This window comes from Pectobacterium sp. F1-1 (assembly GCF_025643735.1).
Taxonomy (GTDB): Bacteria; Pseudomonadota; Gammaproteobacteria; order Enterobacterales; family Enterobacteriaceae; genus Pectobacterium; species Pectobacterium colocasium.
Map to the genome: position 1 here is coordinate 3,598,051 of NZ_CP104733.1, position 19,994 is coordinate 3,618,044.

21 protein-coding genes, 2 tRNA genes and 1 rRNA gene are annotated in these 19,994 nt (G+C 50.5%); 13 read left to right on the plus strand and 11 right to left on the minus strand.

The window, feature by feature from the left end; all coding sequences use genetic code 11:
- The first annotated feature begins 12 nt into the window (after positions 1 to 12).
- Entirely contained in the window at positions 13 to 393 is a 381-nt protein-coding gene (gene panD / locus NAL19_RS16030; RefSeq protein WP_180740744.1) for an aspartate 1-decarboxylase, read from the plus strand.
- A 218-nt stretch (positions 394 to 611) separates the two neighbouring features.
- On the opposite strand, the gene NAL19_RS16035 is transcribed toward panD, so the two are convergent.
- Both NAL19_RS16035 and NAL19_RS16040 read right to left on the minus strand, forming a co-directional pair.
- Entirely contained in the window at positions 612 to 1,382 is a 771-nt protein-coding gene (locus NAL19_RS16035; protein WP_263057866.1) for an ABC transporter permease, read from the minus strand.
- The gene (locus NAL19_RS16040) at positions 1,379 to 2,311 is read right to left on the minus strand and encodes an ABC transporter ATP-binding protein (protein WP_225085491.1); all 933 of its coding nucleotides are present in this window, start codon (positions 2,309 to 2,311) and stop codon (positions 1,379 to 1,381) included. The genes NAL19_RS16035 and NAL19_RS16040 overlap by 4 nt, the downstream gene beginning before the upstream one ends.
- Positions 2,312 to 2,449: 138 nt before the next feature.
- On the opposite strand from NAL19_RS16040, the gene can reads away from it, so the two are divergent.
- Positions 2,450 to 3,091: a carbonate dehydratase gene (gene can, locus NAL19_RS16045; protein ID WP_010280785.1), complete on the plus strand. Its 642-nt coding sequence runs from the start codon at positions 2,450 to 2,452 to the stop codon at positions 3,089 to 3,091.
- A 58-nt stretch (positions 3,092 to 3,149) separates the two neighbouring features.
- On the opposite strand, the gene hpt is transcribed toward can, so the two are convergent.
- Complete coding sequence (hpt, locus tag NAL19_RS16050) at positions 3,150 to 3,683, minus strand: hypoxanthine phosphoribosyltransferase (RefSeq protein WP_172644812.1); 534 nt, start codon at positions 3,681 to 3,683, stop codon at positions 3,150 to 3,152.
- Positions 3,684 to 3,850: 167 nt separating this feature from the next.
- On the opposite strand from hpt, the gene NAL19_RS16055 reads away from it, so the two are divergent.
- A complete protein-coding gene (locus NAL19_RS16055; protein WP_225085492.1) occupies positions 3,851 to 4,282 on the plus strand; it encodes a GNAT family N-acetyltransferase in 432 nt (143 codons plus the stop codon).
- Here the strand turns inward: NAL19_RS16055 and NAL19_RS16060 are convergent, their stop codons facing one another.
- Together NAL19_RS16060 and NAL19_RS16065 are read right to left on the minus strand one after the other, a co-directional pair.
- Positions 4,283 to 5,368: an ABC transporter ATP-binding protein gene (locus tag NAL19_RS16060; protein WP_263057867.1), complete on the minus strand. Its 1,086-nt coding sequence runs from the start codon at positions 5,366 to 5,368 to the stop codon at positions 4,283 to 4,285.
- Between the two features lie 4 nt (positions 5,369 to 5,372).
- Positions 5,373 to 7,058 carry an ABC transporter permease gene (locus NAL19_RS16065; protein ID WP_263057868.1) on the minus strand — a complete coding sequence of 562 codons (1,686 nt, stop codon included), beginning with the start codon at positions 7,056 to 7,058 and terminating at the stop codon, positions 5,373 to 5,375.
- 231 nt (positions 7,059 to 7,289) lie between these two features.
- Between NAL19_RS16065 and NAL19_RS16070 the strand changes: the two genes are divergently transcribed.
- The 7 genes from NAL19_RS16070 (at position 7,290) to nrdF (ending at position 13,945) form a co-directional block, all read left to right on the plus strand.
- Complete coding sequence (locus NAL19_RS16070; protein WP_010280797.1) at positions 7,290 to 7,637, plus strand: YacC family pilotin-like protein; 348 nt, start codon at positions 7,290 to 7,292, stop codon at positions 7,635 to 7,637.
- A 111-nt stretch (positions 7,638 to 7,748) separates the two neighbouring features.
- Positions 7,749 to 8,624: a polyamine aminopropyltransferase gene (gene speE, locus NAL19_RS16075; RefSeq protein WP_263057869.1), complete on the plus strand. Its 876-nt coding sequence runs from the start codon at positions 7,749 to 7,751 to the stop codon at positions 8,622 to 8,624.
- A 33-nt stretch (positions 8,625 to 8,657) separates the two neighbouring features.
- On the plus strand, positions 8,658 to 9,452 hold the full coding sequence (gene speD, locus NAL19_RS16080) for an adenosylmethionine decarboxylase (protein WP_225085496.1): 795 nt from the start codon (positions 8,658 to 8,660) through the stop codon (positions 9,450 to 9,452).
- Positions 9,453 to 10,142: 690 nt separating this feature from the next.
- The gene (gene nrdH, locus NAL19_RS16085; RefSeq protein ID WP_039352306.1) at positions 10,143 to 10,382 is read left to right on the plus strand and encodes a glutaredoxin-like protein NrdH; all 240 of its coding nucleotides are present in this window, start codon (positions 10,143 to 10,145) and stop codon (positions 10,380 to 10,382) included.
- Positions 10,383 to 10,391: 9 nt separating this feature from the next.
- Positions 10,392 to 10,799 (plus strand): class Ib ribonucleoside-diphosphate reductase assembly flavoprotein NrdI, encoded by a 408-nt coding sequence (nrdI, locus tag NAL19_RS16090; protein WP_263057870.1) that lies wholly within the window; start codon positions 10,392 to 10,394, stop codon positions 10,797 to 10,799.
- Positions 10,796 to 12,958, plus strand: coding sequence for a class 1b ribonucleoside-diphosphate reductase subunit alpha (gene nrdE, locus NAL19_RS16095; protein ID WP_263057871.1), 2,163 nt, complete (start codon positions 10,796 to 10,798; stop codon positions 12,956 to 12,958). The genes nrdI and nrdE overlap by 4 nt, the downstream gene beginning before the upstream one ends.
- 24 nt (positions 12,959 to 12,982) lie before the next feature.
- The gene (nrdF, locus tag NAL19_RS16100; protein ID WP_263057872.1) at positions 12,983 to 13,945 is read left to right on the plus strand and encodes a class 1b ribonucleoside-diphosphate reductase subunit beta; all 963 of its coding nucleotides are present in this window, start codon (positions 12,983 to 12,985) and stop codon (positions 13,943 to 13,945) included.
- A gap of 123 nt (positions 13,946 to 14,068) precedes the next feature.
- Here the strand turns inward: nrdF and NAL19_RS16105 are convergent.
- Both NAL19_RS16105 and dnaQ read right to left on the minus strand, forming a co-directional pair.
- Positions 14,069 to 14,145, minus strand: a tRNA-Asp gene (locus tag NAL19_RS16105).
- 171 nt (positions 14,146 to 14,316) lie between these two features.
- A complete protein-coding gene (dnaQ, locus tag NAL19_RS16110) occupies positions 14,317 to 15,054 on the minus strand; it encodes a DNA polymerase III subunit epsilon (RefSeq protein WP_225088205.1) in 738 nt (245 codons plus the stop codon).
- Between dnaQ and rnhA the strand changes: the two genes are divergently transcribed.
- Complete coding sequence (gene rnhA, locus NAL19_RS16115) at positions 15,008 to 15,574, plus strand: ribonuclease HI (RefSeq protein ID WP_256598819.1); 567 nt, start codon at positions 15,008 to 15,010, stop codon at positions 15,572 to 15,574. The genes dnaQ and rnhA overlap by 47 nt on opposite strands.
- A 19-nt stretch (positions 15,575 to 15,593) precedes the next feature.
- Here the strand turns inward: rnhA and NAL19_RS16120 are convergent, their stop codons facing one another.
- Entirely contained in the window at positions 15,594 to 16,304 is a 711-nt protein-coding gene (locus NAL19_RS16120; RefSeq protein WP_263057873.1) for a class I SAM-dependent methyltransferase, read from the minus strand.
- 43 nt (positions 16,305 to 16,347) lie between these two features.
- On the opposite strand from NAL19_RS16120, the gene gloB reads away from it, so the two are divergent.
- Positions 16,348 to 17,103: a hydroxyacylglutathione hydrolase gene (gene gloB / locus NAL19_RS16125; protein WP_263057874.1), complete on the plus strand. Its 756-nt coding sequence runs from the start codon at positions 16,348 to 16,350 to the stop codon at positions 17,101 to 17,103.
- Positions 17,104 to 17,174: 71 nt separating this feature from the next.
- Positions 17,175 to 18,548, plus strand: a complete 1,374-nt coding sequence (mltD, locus tag NAL19_RS16130) for a murein transglycosylase D (RefSeq protein ID WP_263057875.1) — start codon at positions 17,175 to 17,177, stop codon at positions 18,546 to 18,548.
- Positions 18,549 to 18,617: 69 nt separating this feature from the next.
- On the opposite strand, the gene NAL19_RS16135 is transcribed toward mltD, so the two are convergent.
- From NAL19_RS16135 to rrf, 3 genes are all read right to left on the minus strand, one after another.
- Positions 18,618 to 19,406, minus strand: a complete 789-nt coding sequence (locus tag NAL19_RS16135) for an endonuclease/exonuclease/phosphatase family protein (protein ID WP_263057876.1) — start codon at positions 19,404 to 19,406, stop codon at positions 18,618 to 18,620.
- Positions 19,407 to 19,630: 224 nt separating this feature from the next.
- Positions 19,631 to 19,707: transfer RNA gene (locus NAL19_RS16140), tRNA-Asp, on the minus strand.
- A gap of 52 nt (positions 19,708 to 19,759) precedes the next feature.
- Positions 19,760 to 19,875, minus strand: a 5S ribosomal RNA gene (gene rrf, locus NAL19_RS16145).
- Positions 19,876 to 19,994: the final 119 nt, after the last annotated feature.

A 19,994-nucleotide genomic window follows, 5' to 3' on the forward strand; every position in this document is an offset into this window, starting at 1 on the left:
GGTAACAAAGCGATGATACGTACCATGCTGCAAGGCAAGCTGCACCGGGTAAAAGTGACTCAGGCTGACTTGCATTATGAAGGCTCTTGCGCCATCGATCAGGATTTTATGGATGCCGCTGGCATTCTGGAATACGAAGCGATTGATATCTACAACGTTGATAACGGCCAGCGTTTTTCGACCTACGCCATTGTGGGCGAAAGAGGCTCACGCATTATCTCCGTGAACGGTGCCGCCGCTCGCCTTGCCTGTGTTGGCGACAAACTGATTATCTGCTCCTACGTGCAGATGTCTGATGAGGAAGCCAGAAACCACAGCCCGAAAGTGGCCTATTTCTCTGGTGATAACGAGCTGCAACGTCAGGCTAAAGCGATTCCGGTTCAGGTTGCCTAATCGCTAAACGTCTGACGAAATACCCGAGCGGTAGTAATGGATAGATCGTAAAGACGCTGCAAGTACCTCCCTGTAAGCTCGAGCCGCGCCATCCCTGGCGCGGACGCTTTACTCTTCTATTCCATTACTACCGTTTTCGTTTCTTAAATCGGTCCGCCAAAAGGCAGGCACAGTGTTACCACCGCCTTCTCATTTACAAACTATGTCCGCTTTACAAACTATGTCCGCAGCCCACGTCCGCGTTCAATCAGCCACCAAACCAGCAGATAAAACACCACGATAAAGGCAATCAGTACCGACATCGTAAACAGCAGCGGCACGTCCTGAATCCCGAGAAAACCGTAGCGGAAGCCGCTGATCATGTACACCACCGGGTTCAGTTTAGACACCGCCTGCCAGAACGGCGGCAGCAGCGTCAGTGAGTAAAATACTCCACCCAGATAGGTCAACGGCGTTAACACAAACGTCGGAATCAGACTGATATCATCAAAGGTTTTCGCAAACACCGCATTCAACAGCCCCGCCAGTGAGAACAGCATTGCCGTCAGCAATAGCGTCAAAACAATGACCCACCAGGCATGAACATGTAACGGCACGAAGAACAGCGACACCGCCGTCACCAGAATGCCCACGCACAGGCCACGCGCGATACCACCGCCAACATAACCCGCGATAATCACATAGGTCGGCACGGGCGCAACCAGCAGCTCTTCAATATTGCGTTGAAACTTAGCGCTGAAGAAGGAAGAGGCCACGTTGGCATACGCGTTCGTGATCACCGCCATCATGATCAACCCCGGCACGATAAACTGCATGTAGGTAAACCCGTGCATCTCGCCGATACGTGAACCGATCAGGTTGCCAAAAATAATAAAATACAGCGTCATGGTGATCACTGACGGCACCAGCGTCTGAATCCAGATCCGCCCAAATCGAGTGACTTCTTTCACCCAGATACTCTGTAGCGCCACCCAATACAAATGCATCATGCCTTTTCTCCCTTACCGCTTGTCCCATTTACCAGCGTGACAAACAGCTCTTCCAACCGGTTCGCTTTATTACGCATACTTAATATCGTTATCCCCTGCGCGTTGAGCTGACTGAATAACGCATTCAGGCCTTGCTCACGCATGACATCGACTTCCAGCGTTGACGTGTCCGTCAGACGGAAGGTGTAGCCTTCCAACTGCGGCAGCGGGCTTTTCGCTGCCAGATCGAAAATAAATGTTTCTGATTTCAGCTTGCCAAGCAGCTGCTTCATAGAGGTATTTTCCACCAGTTCTCCGCGCTGGATGATCCCGATGTTGCGGCATAGCATTTCCGCTTCTTCCAGATAGTGCGTCGTCAGAATAATCGTCGTACCTTGCGCGTTCAGCTCTTTCAAGAAGCCCCACATGGAACGACGTAATTCGATATCCACACCCGCCGTCGGTTCATCAAGAATCAGCAACTTAGGCTCATGCATTAACGCACGCGCAATCATCAGACGACGCTTCATCCCACCGGACAACATCATCGCCTTTTCGTTGCGTTTCTCCCATAGATCCAGCTGTTTCAGGTATTTTTCCGCACGCTGCAAGGCATCCTGACGTTTCACGCCATAGTAGCCCGCCTGGTTAACCACAATCTGTAATACCGTTTCGAAGGGGTTGAAGTTAAATTCCTGCGGAACCAACCCCAGTTGGCGCTTCGCATTCACTTTATCCAGCTCAAGGTCATAGCCGAAGACGCGAACTTTACCGGCGGTTTTATTCACTAACGAGCTGATAATCCCAATCGTCGTGGATTTTCCCGCGCCATTCGGCCCCAGCAGCGCGTAGAAATCCCCCGCTTCCACGTTCAGGTCGATCCCCCGTAACGCCTTGACGCCTCCCGGATAGGTTTTGGTTAATTGCGCCAGTTCCAGTGCATATGTCATAAGAAATGGATTGCCTTATTATCAGTGAGTTCTACAGGTTCAAAGTTATGATGGAGATAAACTATCGTTTTTCAAACGACGCATGTTGCCTTATATTACTCCTCACTGCCCCTTGTTTGTTACAGGTCATTTACTTTCATGAAAGAAATTGAAACGCTCATCGCGAACAACCAGCTTTGGTCTAAAACGATGGTGGAAGAGGATCCTGGCTACTTTGAACGCCTGGCGCAGGCACAACGACCCCGTTTTCTATGGATTGGATGCTCGGACAGTCGCGTACCTGCGGAAAGTCTGACCAGCCTTGAGCCTGGTGAACTGTTTGTTCACCGCAATGTCGCCAATCTGGTTATTCACACCGACCTCAACTGCCTGTCTGTCGTGCAATATGCCGTCGAAGTTCTCGAAGTCGAACACATCATCATTTGCGGCCACTACGGCTGCGGCGGTGTTCAGGCTGCGGTGGAAAACCCGGAACTGGGTTTGATTAACAACTGGCTGCTGCATATCCGTGATTTGTGGTACAAGCATAGTTCTCTGCTGGGGGAATTGCCTCCCGAACAGCGCCTGAACACGCTTTGTGAAATCAACGTTGTCGAGCAGGTGTATAACCTCGGCCACTCCACTATCATGCAGTCCGCATGGAAGCGTGGGCAGAAAGTCACGATCCACGGTTGGGTGTACGGCATTCAGGATGGCCGTCTGCGCGATCTGGAAGTGACGGCGACCAACCGGGAGACGCTGGAACAGCGTTATCGCCGCGCGATTTCCTCTCTGCCCTGATTCACTGCCTGACGCCCACTCGTTGGGCGTCGCTCACGGCATCGGCTTTATCTTGTCATTATTCCTGCGGAACAACCTTGCCGACGTAAGGTAAGTGGCGATAGTGTTGAGCATAGTCGATGCCGTAACCCACGACGAACTCATCAGGAATCGAGAACCCAACCCACTCGACTTTCACCGCGACTTCACGGCGCTCCGGTTTGTCCAGCAACGTACAAATAGCCAGCGATTTAGGCTCCCGCAGTTGCAGAATTTCCCGCACTTTGCTCAAGGTATTACCTGAATCGATGATGTCTTCGACGATCAACACGTCTTTACCGCGAATATCTTCATCCAAATCTTTCAGGATCTTCACATCGCGCGTACTGTTCATACCGCTGCCATAGCTGGATGCCGTCATGAAATCCACTTCGTGAGGGACGTCGATCGCCCGGCATAAATCGGCCATAAAGATAAACGATCCACGTAATAACCCCACCAGCACCATATCGCTGCCGCTATCACGGTAGTGTTCGCTGATCTGTTGCCCCAGTTCGGTAACCCGCGCCATCACTTCCTGCTCAGAAATCATGACTTCCACGGTATGTTTCATCATACTGATAACTCTTTGAAGTAAGGTATTCAGCACCATCGGCAAATGACAGACTCATTATCGATGATGCGCCAACGCTGATGTTTAAACACACAAACGTTTACATCAGTCTGGGCAATGCCCAGGCGCGCGAAGTATATCAGAAACCACACCACGAAGGAGACATCATGAGCACCCCCTCTGTGGATGTTTGCTACAAAGTGAACGCCCCGCTTTCCAGCCAGCAGTTCGTTGAGCTGTTGGCGAAAACCTCATTAGGGCCACGTCGCCCACTAGATGACGAGACAGCGATTGCAGGTATGCTGAAACATGCCAACCTGCTGGTTTCCGCCTGGCAAGGGGAAACGTTGGTGGGAATTGCGCGTAGCGTGACGGACTTTCATTTTTGCTGCTATCTGTCCGACCTGGCAGTGTCAGAGGACTTTCAGCATGCGGGAATAGGCAAAAAGCTGATTCAACAAACCGCCCAGCAGCTTGAAAAAGGCTGCAAAATCATTTTGCTGGCCGCGCCGCTGGCGGTGGATTACTACCCGAAATTAGGGTTTGAAAAGCACAATAGCACGTGGCTCATGCCAGCAGCAGACCTGCACGAAGCGTAATCATGGCTTTTCAGGGCCGCCAGCCGGACTGCTAACGGCGGGTAAAGCCGGATACAAGACCGGAGGGTCTGTCTTAATGCTTAAACGCACCTGCTGTCCTGGCTCAAACCAGTTACCCGTCTGCACCAGCAGCATCAGTTCCCCTAACTTTACCCGATACAAATTTGATGTGCCCATAAACAGCCGATCTTCGATTGACGCCGGACCGTCAGGGTCAAGCGCCAGTGCGACATCAGCCGGGCGCACCATCCAGTCGCACGCTGAATCAATTTGCTGATTGAGTGGATGTGTCGCATGGTGATCGCCCAATGGGCTCTGCCATTGGTGGTCGCTCATAATTTTCACGGGCAAATAGTTCGTATTCCCCATGAAATCAGCCACAAAACGGCTATTCGGACGATGGTACAGCTCAGAGGGATAGCCCTGCTGCATAATTTTCCCTTCATCCAGCAGAATCAAGTGGTCAGCGCAGGCAAAGGCTTCCTCACGGCTGTGTGTAGCGAAAACCGCCGCAACATGACGCTGTTTGAGAACCTGCCGCAATTCGGTGATCAGGCGATAGCGAGTTTGGCTGTCCAGACCGGGAAATGGCTCATCCAGCAACAGCAGTTTCGGCTCACAGGCCAGCGCGCGGGCTATCGCCAAACGCTGTTGCTGTTCGTTCGATAGTTCGTGTGGATAACGCGCGGCAACCTCATCCAGTTGTAAAAGCGCCAGCATCTCCACACAGATTGGCTTTACCTCACTTTCAGGGCGGCCATATAACCCAAACGCAATGTTGCCTTCCACCGTCAGATGCGGAAAAAGCGCATAGTCCTGAAAAATCAGGCCAACCTGTCGCTGCTCAGGCAAAACATACGCTTGCGGCGAGCTGACGGGCTCACCTTCCAACAAGACCTTACCCTGAGTAATCGGCAGCAGGCCAGCTATCACCTGCAATAACGCCGTTTTACCGCAGCCGTTTTTACCCAGCAGGCAGATCGTCTCATCGCCACGCACGGTAAATGAAATATTCTCCAACACGGGAGACTGCTGCAACGTACAACTGACTGCCTGAACGCTCAGAATATCTATCGACGCGGCCATGTGATTATCCTTTTATATTCAGTGCGCGATGCAGCCAGAAAACAGGGATCAGCCCCACCGCCACCAGCACCAGCGCAGGAAAGGCAAATGATGCAATCTGCTCATCCGCCGCAAAGCGGAAAACATAGGTTGCCAACGTATCAATCCCGAAAGGGCGCAGCAGCAATGAGACATTCAACTCTTTCATGCTTTCCGTAAAAATCAGCAGCGCCCCGATAAACAGGCTGCGACGCAACAGCGGAATATGCACGCGTGACCAACGGCTGAGGGGGGAAGCCCCTAGCACAAGGCTCGCACTGTCCAGTGAGCGTGGAATGGCCTCCATGCTGCGCTCAAGGCTGTCCAGCATCAGGCGCCCGAATTTAACGCTATAGGCGAGGATGAGAATAAACAGCGACCCCGCCAGCAACGCATCTGCGGTAGGTAACCCCGCTGCGCGGGCAAGCAGGTTAATCCCGCTATCTACCAGTGATAGCAAGGTAAACAGCCCGACAGCCAGTACCGCGCCGGGTAAGGCAAAACTCAGGCTGACCAGCCGAACCGGCGTCTGGTTGGCAAACACCCCAGCCGTGCGCGTATAGAAAATAAACGACAGCGCCATCAGTGTAATGATGACTGTCGCCGTGGCAGACGCCAACAGGCTATTCATCACCGCGTGGAGGAACGCCATATCCCATACTGACATCATGTAGCGGAGAGCCAGAAAGAGCAGATACAGAACCGGGAGCAGGAAAGACAAACAAACGACTCCCCAGCAGTAGACACGAACCACCCTGCTACGCCACCCATTCAACTCGGGCGGCACTACCGGGGAAGTCGTGGCATGTGCCTGATAAATTCGTTGCTTCCGACGCCAGACATTAACCAGAAACATCAAGAGAAAGATTGCGGGCAAAATCAACACACCAAGACGCGCAGCCGCGCCTAAATCGCCTTGCTTCTGCCAGATATCCAGCACCTGTGTCGTCATGGTGGGAATACCAAGGTAAGACGCGGCGCCATAATCCCCCAGCGTCTCCACAACCACCAGCGCGCCCCCACAGGCGATCGCAGGCAGCGCAAGAGGCAAACATAAGCGGCGAAATACCTGAGTGCGCGTCTGATTGAGCAAACGAGCAGAATGGATGAGGCTCGCAGGCTGTTTTACCAGCGCTTCACGCACCAGCAGATAAATGTAGGGATACAACACCAGCGCCAGTATCAGGCTTACGCAACCCAGTGAAACAGGTAGCCCAGCAATGTGTGATGTTACCCATGATGAGACTATCGACAGCCCCCCTTCTTGCAACAACAGCGAAAAGTGCCGTAATACATCGGTATAAAGATAGGCAAGCAGGAAGGCAGGCATTGCGAGAGGCAGGCAAAGCGCCCATTGCAACACTCGATGGCCGGGAAAGCGGTACATGGCGATAAACCAGGCTGAAGGCAATCCAAACAGTAAACTGAAGAAAAGCGTACCCAGCACGATAACCGCGGAATATATCAGGTAGGTGGGCAACCCGATTTGCCACAGTTGGGTAAATCCCATCCCGTCGGCGAAAAAAGCCTGATAGAAAACCGTTGCTAAAGGAAGCAGCAACAGTCCCGCCAACAACCAACTACTGACGCGCCAGACACCGGAGATCATAGAATAAAAACTGTATTGGATGACATCGTTGTTATTAATATCAGAGCCTGACGGCGGCGTCATCGTATCAAACAGCGATAAATGCGCTTTAATCTTGCGATTAATACGAGGTGATTTTGTTCACCGAACGGCAATAAAATAAAAAATAGCGATTTCAATGTATTACGCTTCTCATTTTCCCGCGTCTTCCACCGCTATTTTTTATCGCAATCGGAGGTTTCCCATAAGAAAACTTGGAACCTCATGGGATATCTGTGATAACGTCATCTGACAACATTTGGAACAGGTTCAACCATGAAAAACTCTGCGCTGGCTCTGCTCCTGCTAAGCCTGATGAGCTTCTCTTCCGCCAGCAAGGCGCTGAATGAATTTGAAGCGGAAGATCTTGCCGATCTGACCGCGATCTTTGTTTATTTGAAAAACCACTGTGGCTATCAGGATCTGCCGAATGAGCAGATTCGTCGGACGCTGGTCGCCTTTGCTCAGCAGAACCGCTGGGATCTCAGCAACTACAGCGCCTACGACATGACCGCGATGGGCGAAGACAGCTATCGCGATCTGAGTAAAATCGCTATCCCGACCCCGAAAAAATGCCAGTCCCTGGCACGTAATTCGCTCGGTTTACTTTCCTACGCGCAGTAACGCCCTTCCCCCTCCTCCGCGCTGACTGAAATTTGACCGTGCAAGCGGTAAAAGAGTCGGCTATGATGGCGCGCCAATTTTCATGGCTGTTATCGCGGAGGAAGCCCTAACATGTCCCAGAAAGAAATTTGGTATGAAACCCTGCATGCCAACTTTGGCCAGTATTTTTCGGTTGATCGCGTGTTGTATCACGAGAAGACCGATCATCAAGATCTCATCATTTTTGAAAACGACGCATTAGGCCGTGTCATGGCGCTCGACGGCGTGGTGCAAACCACCGAGCGCGATGAATTCATCTATCACGAAATGCTCACCCACGTTCCTCTTCTGTCACACGGCAACGCCAAACGCGTCCTGATTATCGGTGGCGGCGATGGCGGTATGCTGCGGGAAGTCAGCCGACACCATAGCGTCGAACAGATCACGATGGTGGAGATCGATGCGGGCGTGGTGGAGTTCTGTCGCCAGTACTTGCCCAATCACAGCGCCGGTAGCTATGACGACCCGCGTTTTAATCTGGTGATTGATGACGGTGTTAATTTCGTCCGACAGTGTAGTGAAAAGTTTGACGTCATTATTTCCGATTGCACCGACCCCATCGGCCCCGGCGAAAGCCTGTTCACCTCTGATTTCTATCAGGGTTGCGCACGCTGCCTGAATGAAGGCGGAATTTTCGTCGCACAGAATGGCGTATGCTTCCTGCAACAGGATGAAGCCGTCGGTAGCCATAAAAAACTCAGCCACTATTTCAGTGATGTCAGCTTTTATCAGGCGGCGATCCCGACGTATTACGGCGGCATTATGACGTTCGCCTGGGCCAGCAATAACCCGGCACTGCGTCAGATAGACGCCGCCACGCTGCACCAGCGTTTTGCTCAATCCGGCATCACCTGTCGCTATTACACGCCTGATGTTCATATCGGCAGTTTTGCCCTGCCACAGTACCTGTTAAGCGCGCTACAGAAAGCGCAAGAATCCATCACTTAGGGTGATCACATAACCACAAGGGGGTGACGTAAATTGCACAAGCTGAAACTACACGGCTTTAACAACCTGACGAAAAGCCTGAGTTTTTGTATCTACGATATCTGTTACACCAAAACGGCCGACGATCGTGACGGTTATATCGCCTATATCGACGAACAATATAACGCTAACCGTTTAACAGAAATCCTCACTGAAACCTGCTCAATTATCGGTGCCAACGTCCTTAACATCGCACGTCAGGACTATGAACCACAAGGCGCCAGCGTGACCATCTTGGTCAGCGAAGAACCCATCGATCCGCGCGATGTCGATACCTCCGAACACCCAGGGCCGCTGCCCCATTCCGTCGTCGCGCATCTGGATAAAAGCCATATCTGTGTTCATACCTATCCAGAAAGCCACCCGGAAGGCGGGCTTTGTACCTTCCGCGCAGATATCGAAGTGTCTACCTGTGGCGTAATTTCACCGCTGAAGGCGCTGAACTACCTCATCCACCAGCTTGAATCCGATATTGTGACCATCGACTATCGCGTGCGGGGATTTACCCGTGATGTCAATGGCATAAAACATTTCATCGATCACCAGATCAACTCGATTCAGAACTTCATGTCCGAGGACATGAAAGCGCTTTATCACATGATGGACGTGAACGTGTATCAGGAAAATATCTTCCATACCAAAATGCTATTGAAAGACTTCGACCTGAAACACTACTTGTTCAACGTCAGCCCGGAAGAACTCAGCGCTGCTGAACGGAAAAGAATCACCGATCTGCTGTATCACGAAATGCAGGAAATCTATTACGGCAGAAATCTACCAGTAATGTAATCGATACCTCTCCCTTCACAGGGTTGTCTCTTAGTTACATTTTTATGCCGACGAAGAGACGGTTTCGTGCGCGATGGTGTCATCATTTTCATGCTACCCCGTAGCACGCGCCCGACGCAGGGGCGCTCAATCGCCGCACCCCTGCGAACCCAGGCTTCCGGCTAAATTATGCCGCTACGCGGGGCCATCGGTGTTCATGACCACTCTTCGAGCCGCCAGTGACGCGTTCCCGACGCGGCACTGGCTTTCGCAGCCTCCATGCCGCTCACTCGGTGTTCATACCCACCGCTGCATAATTTTTACGCCGGATAAGGACAAAACCCATGATGACTCCTTGTATTTATGTACAAGGTACAGCGCCTGAGGAAGATTGAGGTGTAGTGAGTTCATCTCTCTTTCATTTCTTCGCACACTATTTCGTCAAAAATGATGCGCATCACATTTATTTCTTTCTGCATTTTTTACTTGCATTCTCTACCAGCCTTGCTGCATCAGGGTTTGCGTCAATTTGTATAAGGTCAACTAAAAATCATATATCTTGTGTGGTTGAAATTTAAAACACCCACATCTAGTATTCTTTGTGTGGCGCTCGCGTAACGCGTCGCTACCCAGTGGATCGGTTCGGGTGCATATGCCCTGGGGATAGCCGCTCCGACATACTTCTTTCACGCCAAAGGATAAATACGAATCATGCGTATTACTATTTTCACTAAGCCGGATTGTGTTCAATGCAACGCCACATGTCGTGCGCTGGATAAGCAAGGAATTCACTATCAACTGGTGGACTTAACTGAAGATGAACAGGCGTTACAGCAGGTAAGAGCGTTGGGCTATCAGCAGGTGCCCGTCGTGATGACGGCCGACGATCATTGGAGCGGTTTCCGCCCGGATAAGATCAGTACTCTGAACGCCGCCCTGCAATTGCAGTAAGGGGGCAATATGAACCCGCTGGTCTATTTCTCCAGCCAGTCGGAAAACACGCATCGCTTCATTTCCAGGGTGAGCTTACCCGCCCTGAGAATCCCGATAGCGACAGAACAGCCTGCATTGAAAGTTGATCGCCCCTATATCCTGGTTGTCCCCAGCTACGGCGGAGGCAGCACGAAAGGGGCTGTGCCGCGTCAGGTCATCATCTTTCTCAACGATCCGCACAATCGCGCTTACCTGCGCGGCGTGATTGCCGCAGGCAATACCAATTTTGGTGCAGCGTACTGCATCGCCGGTGACATCATTGCGCAGAAATGTCAGGTGCCTTACCTGTACCGCTTTGAATTGCTCGGCACGGCAGAAGACGTTGCAAACGTGCGTAAGGGAGTAACTGAATTTTGGCAACAACAGACCACGTGAGTGCAAAAGCAACCAAGACAGACTCGGATGCCCACTCGCTCGATTACCATACACTCGACTACCATGCGCTGAACGCGATGCTCAACCTCTACGACGCAGAGGGGAATATCCAGTTCGATATGGATAAGCTCGCGGCACGCCGTTATTTCCTACAGCATGTAAACCAGAACACCGTGTTCTTCCACAACCTGGAAGAAAAGCTGCGTTATCTGGTGGAAGAAGGCTACTACGAAGCAGACGTGCTGGAGCAATATCAGTTTGATTTCATCAAAAGCCTTTTCCAGCAGGCTTACGCTCACAAATTCCGCTTTCAAACCTTTCTGGGTGCGTTCAAATACTACACCGGCTATACGCTGAAAACCTTTGACGGCAAACGCTATCTGGAGCGCTATGAAGATCGCGTCTGCCTCGTGGCATTGACCCTCGCCAAAGGGGACACCGCACTGGCTAGCGCGCTGGTCGATGAAATCATCAGTGGACGCTTCCAGCCCGCGACTCCCACGTTCCTCAATTGCGGCAAAAAGCAGCGCGGCGAACTGGTTTCCTGCTTCCTGCTGCGCATTGAAGACAATATGGAGTCGATTGGTCGCGCGATTAACTCCGCGCTTCAGCTCTCAAAACGCGGCGGCGGCGTGGCTTTCATGCTCAGTAACATCCGCGAAACCGGTGCGCCGATCAAACGTATCGAAAACCAGTCGTCCGGCATTATCCCGATCATGAAAATGCTGGAAGATGCCTTCTCCTACGCTAACCAGCTTGGAGCGCGTCAGGGTGCAGGTGCGGTGTACCTGCATGCACATCACCCCGATATTCTGCGTTTTCTGGATACCAAGCGGGAAAATGCTGATGAGAAAATTCGCATCAAAACGCTGTCTTTGGGGGTGGTCATCCCCGATATTACGTTCCAGTTAGCGAAGAATAATCAGGTGATGTACCTGTTCTCGCCTTATGACGCCGAACAAGTTTATGGCGTGCCGCTGTCGGAAATTAGCGTCACCGAAAAATATCACGAGATGGTGAACGACAAGCGCATCCGCAAATCCCAAATCAAGGCGCGCGAATTCTTCCAGATCCTCGCCGAAATCCAGTTCGAGTCCGGCTATCCCTACATGATGTTTGAGGATACCGTGAATCGCGCGAACCCGATTCACGGCCGCATCAATATGAGTAACCTGTGCTCTGAAATTTTGCAGGTCAACGACGCCAGCCTGTACGACGACGATCTTGGCTATCGCCACATTGGCAAGGACATTTCCTGTAACCTCGGCTCGATGAATATTGCCAACGCAATGGCCTCGCCCGATTTCGGCCAGACGGTTGAATTGGCGATCCGCGCGCTGACCGCCGTTTCCGACATGAGCCACATCCGCTCCGTACCGTCCATCGAGAAAGGCAACGACGAGTCACATGCGATTGGCTTAGGCCAGATGAACCTGCACGGCTATCTGGCGAAAGAACGTATCTTTTACGGTACAGAAGAAGCTGTCGATTTCACCAATATCTATTTCTACACCGTCGCTTTCCACGCGATTCGGGCATCGAATGCGTTAGCAATGGAGCGAAATCAGCGCTTCTCTGGCTTCGAACACTCCAAATACGCCACGGGCGAGTATTTTGATAAATACATTGAACAGCGTTGGGAACCGACAACGGCACGCGCCCGTGAACTGTTTGAACTGGCTGACATCGACATTCCCACTCAACAGGACTGGGCGGCACTACGCGAATCCGTTATGGCACACGGCATTTATAACCAGAACTTGCAGGCCGTGCCACCGACCGGTTCAATTTCGTATATCAACCACTCGACGTCCAGTATTCACCCGATTGTGTCACGCATCGAAATTCGTAAAGAGGGCAAGATCGGCCGCGTCTACTACCCTGCCCCGTATATGAACAATGACAATCTGGAGTATTACCAGGATGCCTATGAAATCGGGCCGCAGAAGATTATCGATACCTATGCCGCCGCCACGCAGCACGTCGATCAGGGACTGTCGCTGACGCTGTTTTTCCGTGATACCGCCACGACGCGTGACATCAATAAAGCTCAGATCTACGCCTGGACCAAAGGCATTAAGACTATTTACTACATTCGCATACGGCAGATGGCGCTGGAAGGCACCGAAGTTCAGGGCTGTGTGTCCTGTGCGCTATAAGCCATCGCGGAAGGAAATCGAAGCATGACCGCACTCTCTCGCGTCCAGGCGATTAACTGGAATAAAATTGAAGACGATAAAGATTTGGAAGTCTGGAACCGCCTGACCTCTAACTTCTGGCTACCAGAAAAGGTGCCACTGTCGAACGATATTCCGTCCTGGAGTACGTTGAATGCCCGCGAACGTCAGTTGACGATCCGCGTTTTCACTGGTCTTACGCTGCTGGACACCATCCAAAATACGCTGGGCGCACCGACACTTATGCCCGATGCGGTGACGCCACATGAAGAAGCCGTGCTGTCTAACATCAGCTTTATGGAAGCGGTGCACGCTCGTTCGTACAGCTCGATTTTCTCGACGCTGTGCCTGACGAGTGAAGTGGACGATGCGTATCGCTGGAGCGAAGAGAATCCAGCACTACAGAAGAAGTCCGACATTATTCTGTCGCACTACCGTAGTGACGATCCGCTGATGAAGAAAGTCGCTAGCGTGTTTCTGGAGTCATTCCTGTTCTATTCTGGATTCTACCTGCCGATGTACTGGTCAAGCCGCGCCAAACTGACCAACACGGCGGATTTAATCCGACTCATCATCCGCGACGAAGCGGTACACGGCTACTATATCGGCTACAAATTCCAACGCGGGTTGGCGAAGGCCGATCCCGCTCGTCAGCAACATGTGAAGAATTTCGCCTACGATCTGCTACAGGATTTGTACGACAATGAGGTGTTGTATACGCAGGAACTGTATGACGGCGTCGGCTGGACGGAAGATGTGAAGAAATTCCTCCACTACAACGCGAACAAAGCGCTAATGAATCTGGGTTATGAAGCGCTGTTCCCCGCCAGCATGACGGATGTGAATCCCGCGATTCTTTCGGCGCTATCGCCAAACGCGGATGAGAACCACGACTTCTTCTCTGGCTCCGGTTCATCTTATGTGATCGGTAAAGCCGTCAATACTGAAGACGAAGATTGGGATTTCTAAAAAAACGGCCGCTGTTTTTCAGGCGGCCGCATTTTTCTATAGCCGCTTATCTACAGTCTTTTTCGATAAACCCAGAAATGAAAAAACCCTGAATCATTGCTGATTCAGGGTCTTCATAATAAGTGGCGGAACGGACGGGGCTCGAACCCGCGACCCCCTGCGTGACAGGCAGGTATTCTAACCAACTGAACTACCGCTCCACTCATGCTCACTGAGCGGGATGAATACTAAGATGATGGCACTATTACGTCAATGCTTTTTATAACTAACCGTTTCTGTTTGCTTATAATTTCATCTTACTGATTATTCTCTCGCCCGTGGTGCACGAGAGCGCTCTATTTCACTACATCAAGGTCGGCGCTCCGGCGATATTATTCAGCCCGCCACAAGCAGCTACCGCCCTTTTTCGCAATTAAATCCAGACGCTGTTCATGTGCTAACAGTTCAGCCTCATCTGCATAAAGCACCTTTAACGCCGATTGAGGACGAACAATTCTCTGGATCGTTTCAGTATTCTCATTCTTCTGCTGCGTTTCGCCTTCCATTGAGAAAGCTAGAGACGTTTGACCACCGGTCATCGCCAGATAAACTTCAGCCAGAATCTCGGCATCGAGCAATGCGCCGTGCAGCGTACGCTTACTGTTATCTATCTGGTAGCGGTCGCAAAGCGCATCCAAACTGTTGCGCTTGCCGGGAAAGATCTTCCGCGCCATCAACAGGCTATCGGTGATCTTACAGAACGTCTCCGTCTTAGGAATATCCCGATTCAGCAACCGAAATTCATAATCCATAAAGCCGATATCAAACGTTGCGTTATGGATGACCAGTTCCGCGCCACGGATAAAATCGAGGAACTCATCCACGATATCGGCATACGTCGGATAGTCAGCAAGAAACTCATCGCTGATACCGTGTACGTTATACGCTTCGGGATCCACTAAACGATCGGGTTTGATGTAGACGTGAAAATGACGGCCTGTCAGGCGGCGGTTAATCACTTCAACCGCACCGATCTCGATAATTTTATGCCCTTCGTAGTGAACCCCCAGCATATTCATACCGGTGGTTTCTGTATCCAGGACGATTTGTCGCGTAATTTCAGTGCTCATCGTTTTCGTTTATGTCAGACTTGCCGTTTTTACCATAAGGGAGAGTCTACCAGAGATGCGCAAACAGGTAGAAATTTTCACCGACGGATCGTGCCTCGGTAATCCCGGCCCCGGTGGTTATGGCGCCCTGCTGCGCTACAAGCAGCACGAAAAACCGTTAAGTGCAGGCTATCGTCTTACGACGAATAACAGAATGGAGTTGATGGCCGCTATTGCAGCGCTTGAAACGCTGACGACCGAGTGTGATGTCGTGCTCTGCACTGACAGCCAATATGTTCGTCAAGGGATAACCAGTTGGATTCATAACTGGAAAAAGCGGGGCTGGAAAACCGCCGACAAAAAACCGGTTAAAAATGTCGATCTTTGGCAAAGGCTGGATACCGCGATTCAACGCCATTCTGTGCGCTGGGAGTGGGTAAAAGGACATGCCGGACACCCTGAAAATGAGCGCTGTGATGAACTCGCTCGCGCCGCCGCGAGTGCGCCAACGCTTGATGACACCGGCTATCAGGCGGAGTAAATCACCATAGGCATGCGTCTCATCGCCGATATATCTTTGTTGCGCCCACCGTGCGGCGCACCGATGCTTTACGCAACCGTGTCCTCATTGGCGTAAACGTCAGCGGAATCGTGCGCTTTCGGGCAATAATCAGCGTCAGGCATCCTAACATCGGGATATGTTTATTCAACTTCCCTTTATTTCTTCTCCATGGCGTAACGTGAAAATGGGTCTGATGGATAACCTCATAGTTCAAAAGTCCCAACCAGTCCGTGATACGCATTTGAGTAAACATGCGGCTGCAATAGGGATGCTTTTTATTGAGTCTGGGGATCAACTTACCTAGGCCAACCAGACTGATCGGATTAAACGTGCTCAAAATTAACCACCCATCGTCGACCAAAACACGGTCAACTTCACGCAAAACACGATGTGGGTCCGAGGAATAAGATAACGTTTGAGCGAGCAGACAGGCATCAATCGACTTTTCAGAGAACGGTAATTGATGAGCATCAGCCACGACCTGAAGATTATCACCGTGTGGAGCCACGTTAACCTGATGCGCAATCGCGCACTCCGTGATGTGGATTTCCGCACTCAGCGCTCCGACCTTAATAAGATGGAAGCCAAAGAGCTTTGGCCACCATGGAAATAAAGCCAACTCCAGCGACTCGCGATAAAATTGCCCACCGGTGATATCATCCCATGAATCAGGTGCAACAATGGTCTGAGGGATTTGTGCCGATTTCATCTTCTGTTCTCGTCCTCAGGCTACTCGCAAAAAGAGGTGATGAATGAATCTTATCAGTATCCCCGCACTTCAGGACAACTACATTTGGCTATTGAGCAATAAAGAAAACCGCTGTGTGATCGTCGATCCTGGTGAAGCGCCCCCGGTGCTTAAAGCGCTCGATCAACATGCACTTTTTCCTGAAGCTATCTTACTCACTCACCACCATAACGACCATGTGGGGGGCGTCAGTGAACTCCTCAAGCACTACCCTAATCTGCCTGTTTTTGGCCCAAAAGAAACTGCTAAATGTGGCGCAACCAGCCTGGTTGAGGAAGGAAATTCCGTCTCTTTGTTAAATTCGGAATTTTCTGTAATTGAGGTTCCAGGGCACACATCTGGTCATATTGCCTACTATAATGCGCCATTTTTGTTCTGTGGCGATACCCTGTTTTCAGCGGGATGCGGTCGTATTTTTGAAGGCACACCGAAACAAATGTATGAATCCATTCAGAAAATATCAGCTTTTCCTGATGATACGGTAGTGTGCTGTGCGCATGAATACACGCTATCAAACTTAAGATTCTCTAATGCTATATGGCCTGAAGATCAAGATATCGAAGCTTATCTCCATGAAATCAGTCAGATACGAGAAAAATCGCAGTCTAGTTTACCAACAACATTAGGACTGGAAAGAAGAATCAACCTATTTCTTCGTTGCCATGAACTTGATTTAAAAAGAAAATTATCAAAAGAACCTGAAAATATAGAGAATTGGCAAGCTTTTGAGATGCTACGCAGCAAGAAAGACTACTTCTGAAGGTTTAGGTTGTGCTATTCCTCTAATCAAAGTATCCTTGCTCGTCTTTTAAGCAAACTATTGACCAACATATGAAGGCTAAAGCGATAATCATCGCCTCAGTCTTGCTGGCGGGTTGTCAGGTTTCACCACATGACACCTCGCAACCCAAGCAGCATGCACAGAGTTTGTCTTCGGCAAGTCAAAGTGAAGCAGGAAAGTACACAGATGGTCGAGAGGCCTCAGCGCGATGGTTAGATGACGATAGCCTTGCGCAACGAGATCTGTGGAACTTCATTGGCGACGAGCTGAAGATGGAGGTTCCGGATAACGCCCGGATCCGCGAGCAAAAAACGCGTTATTTGAAAAATAAGAGCTATCTCCACGATGTAACATTACGGGCAGAGCCGTACATGTACTGGATAGTCGAGCAGATTAAGCAACGTAAAATGCCGATGGAACTGGTACTGCTACCCATAGTGGAGAGCGCTTTTGATCCAAGTGCCACATCATCCGCCAATGCCGCTGGGCTATGGCAGATTGTCCCTGGTACAGGACGTAACTATGGTTTGAAACAGAACCAATGGTACGACGGACGTCGCGACGTGATTGCGTCTACGACGGCTGCGCTGGATATGATGCAGCGGCTCAACAGCATGTTTGATGGCGATTGGTTATTAACCGTTGCCGCTTATAACAGTGGTGAAGGACGCGTCATGCAGGCAATGAAAGCGAATAAAGCGAAAGGGAAATCAACCAACTTCTGGGCATTGGCGTTACCGCGTGAAACGTCAATTTATGTTCCTAAGATGCTGGCCTTGAGCGATATTCTGAAGAACAGCAAGAAGTACGGCGTAAGTCTGCCGCAACCCAATGAAAGCCGAGCATTAGCAAAGGTTGAACTGGGACAGCAGATAGAATTGACACAAGCCGCTGAGATGGCGGGTCTGTCGTTGAATAAGCTGAAGAGCTATAACTCGGGCTATAAGCGTAATGTCACCGCACCCAATGGGCCACATTACATTATGGTTCCTAAAGCTCACGTTGAGCAGTTGAAAGATTCACTAGCTGATGGTGACATCGCAGCGATTCAACCAACACGCTTAGCGCAAGCACAGCCAACGACAGCATCACAGCAGTATAAGGTACGCTCAGGCGATACTTTATCAGCAATTGCAGCGCGGCTTAATGTCAGTACGAAAGATTTGCAAAGCTGGAACAATCTGCGTAGCGCTGGTGCGCTCAAGGTTGGTCAGACCCTGCAAGTTGCCAAAGCTTCAGGCAATAGCAGCTCTATCACCTATCAAGTTCGTAAGGGTGATTCGCTGGCAAGCATTGCCAAACGTCACGGCGTAAATATCGCTGATGTGATGCGCTGGAATACTGTTATCAACAAGAATGCTAACATCCAGCCGGGCGATCGTCTGACGCTTTACGTTAGCAGCAATATAAAGCCTGATTCTTAACGTCATATCTGAGTCAGTAACAAGAAACAGCCCTCATACAGATGTATGAGGGCTGTTTTTTTATAGTGATTAAATCAGGCTAAACTCAACGAGCAGTGGGTTGTGATCTGAAGCTTGAGTCACAAGTACAGAAGACTGATTTACGGTTAGCTCACGGTAAAAGATGAAATCTAGCGGTCGACCAAATGCCTTGCGCCGTTGGTCATCAACGAAATGCACTTCCATTAGCCCCATCGTTGTCGCAAATCGGTTAAGTGCGTTGATACGCTGCTGACTCCATGCATTAAAATCCCCAGCCATAATAGCAGGCCCTTGATGATGGGCGAGTTGTTCCCCAATTGCAGCTAACTGCTTGGTATACACCTCAACACCAAAACTAAAGTTAACTGCATGGATATTGATAACCATCAGTCTCTGCCCATTCTGAAGCGCATAGACCGTCACCAGGGAGGATTTGGCCAAACGCAGCAAAGGCTCCCTTTCACGTAAAGGACAGCAATATACCGGCTGAGCCGCTGATAGCGTCATCACACCAGAAGGATGTTGCGGGAGAATAATAGCGGGCACCTGATCGGCGGAAAGGTAGTTACTGGTTGCAAAACGGATGAGATCTGGCGTACTTTGCGCCTCCTGCAACAGAACTAGCTGAGTATCCTTACCGAAATTCTGTAGGACGGAAAGCCAATTCATTCGTTGTTGCTTGAAAATATTCCACACCATTACGCGTAAAATATCGCCCTCCAGCAACAATGAGCCTGTCGGTAGAGCTTGCCCCGGATAATGCATTTCCCCGGGAGGAAAGATACGTTCAACCGGTTGGCCGGCAACATACCTCATTGCATAGGTTTTTTTCCGCACACCTTACCCACTATCAATTTCAATACACTAAATACCCTATCAAAAAAGAGCTCTCTTCTGTTATAAGAATTTTATCGCAGACTTGCAATGTACGCTCGGAGATAGGGAAGGAAAGAATAGTGGGAAAAACAGAAAGTAGAGGAAGAGAGGAATCCATATAAAATTCGAATGACCAGATATGCAAAAAGCCTTAAGCGTTAACTTAGGGCTTTTTGCATAATAAGTGGCGGAACGGACGGGGCTCGAACCCGCGACCCCCTGCGTGACAGGCAGGTATTCTAACCAACTGAACTACCGCTCCACCGAATTCCTTTACAACCACCAGATTACTCCGGCTTACTGCTTAATTTGATGCCTGGCAGTTCCCTACTCTCACATGGGGAAGCCCCACACTACCATCGGCGCTACGGCGTTTCACTTCTGAGTTCGGCATGGGGTCAGGTGGGACCACCGCGCTATCGCCGCCAGGCAAATTCTGTTTCATTCCAACCGTCGCACTTCAGTCGCTTTCGCTTCTCTCTGCACAACCATCAGAACCAATCTTCGAACAAGCTGAGTATTGTTTTTTATGAGTCGCCTCACAAAACA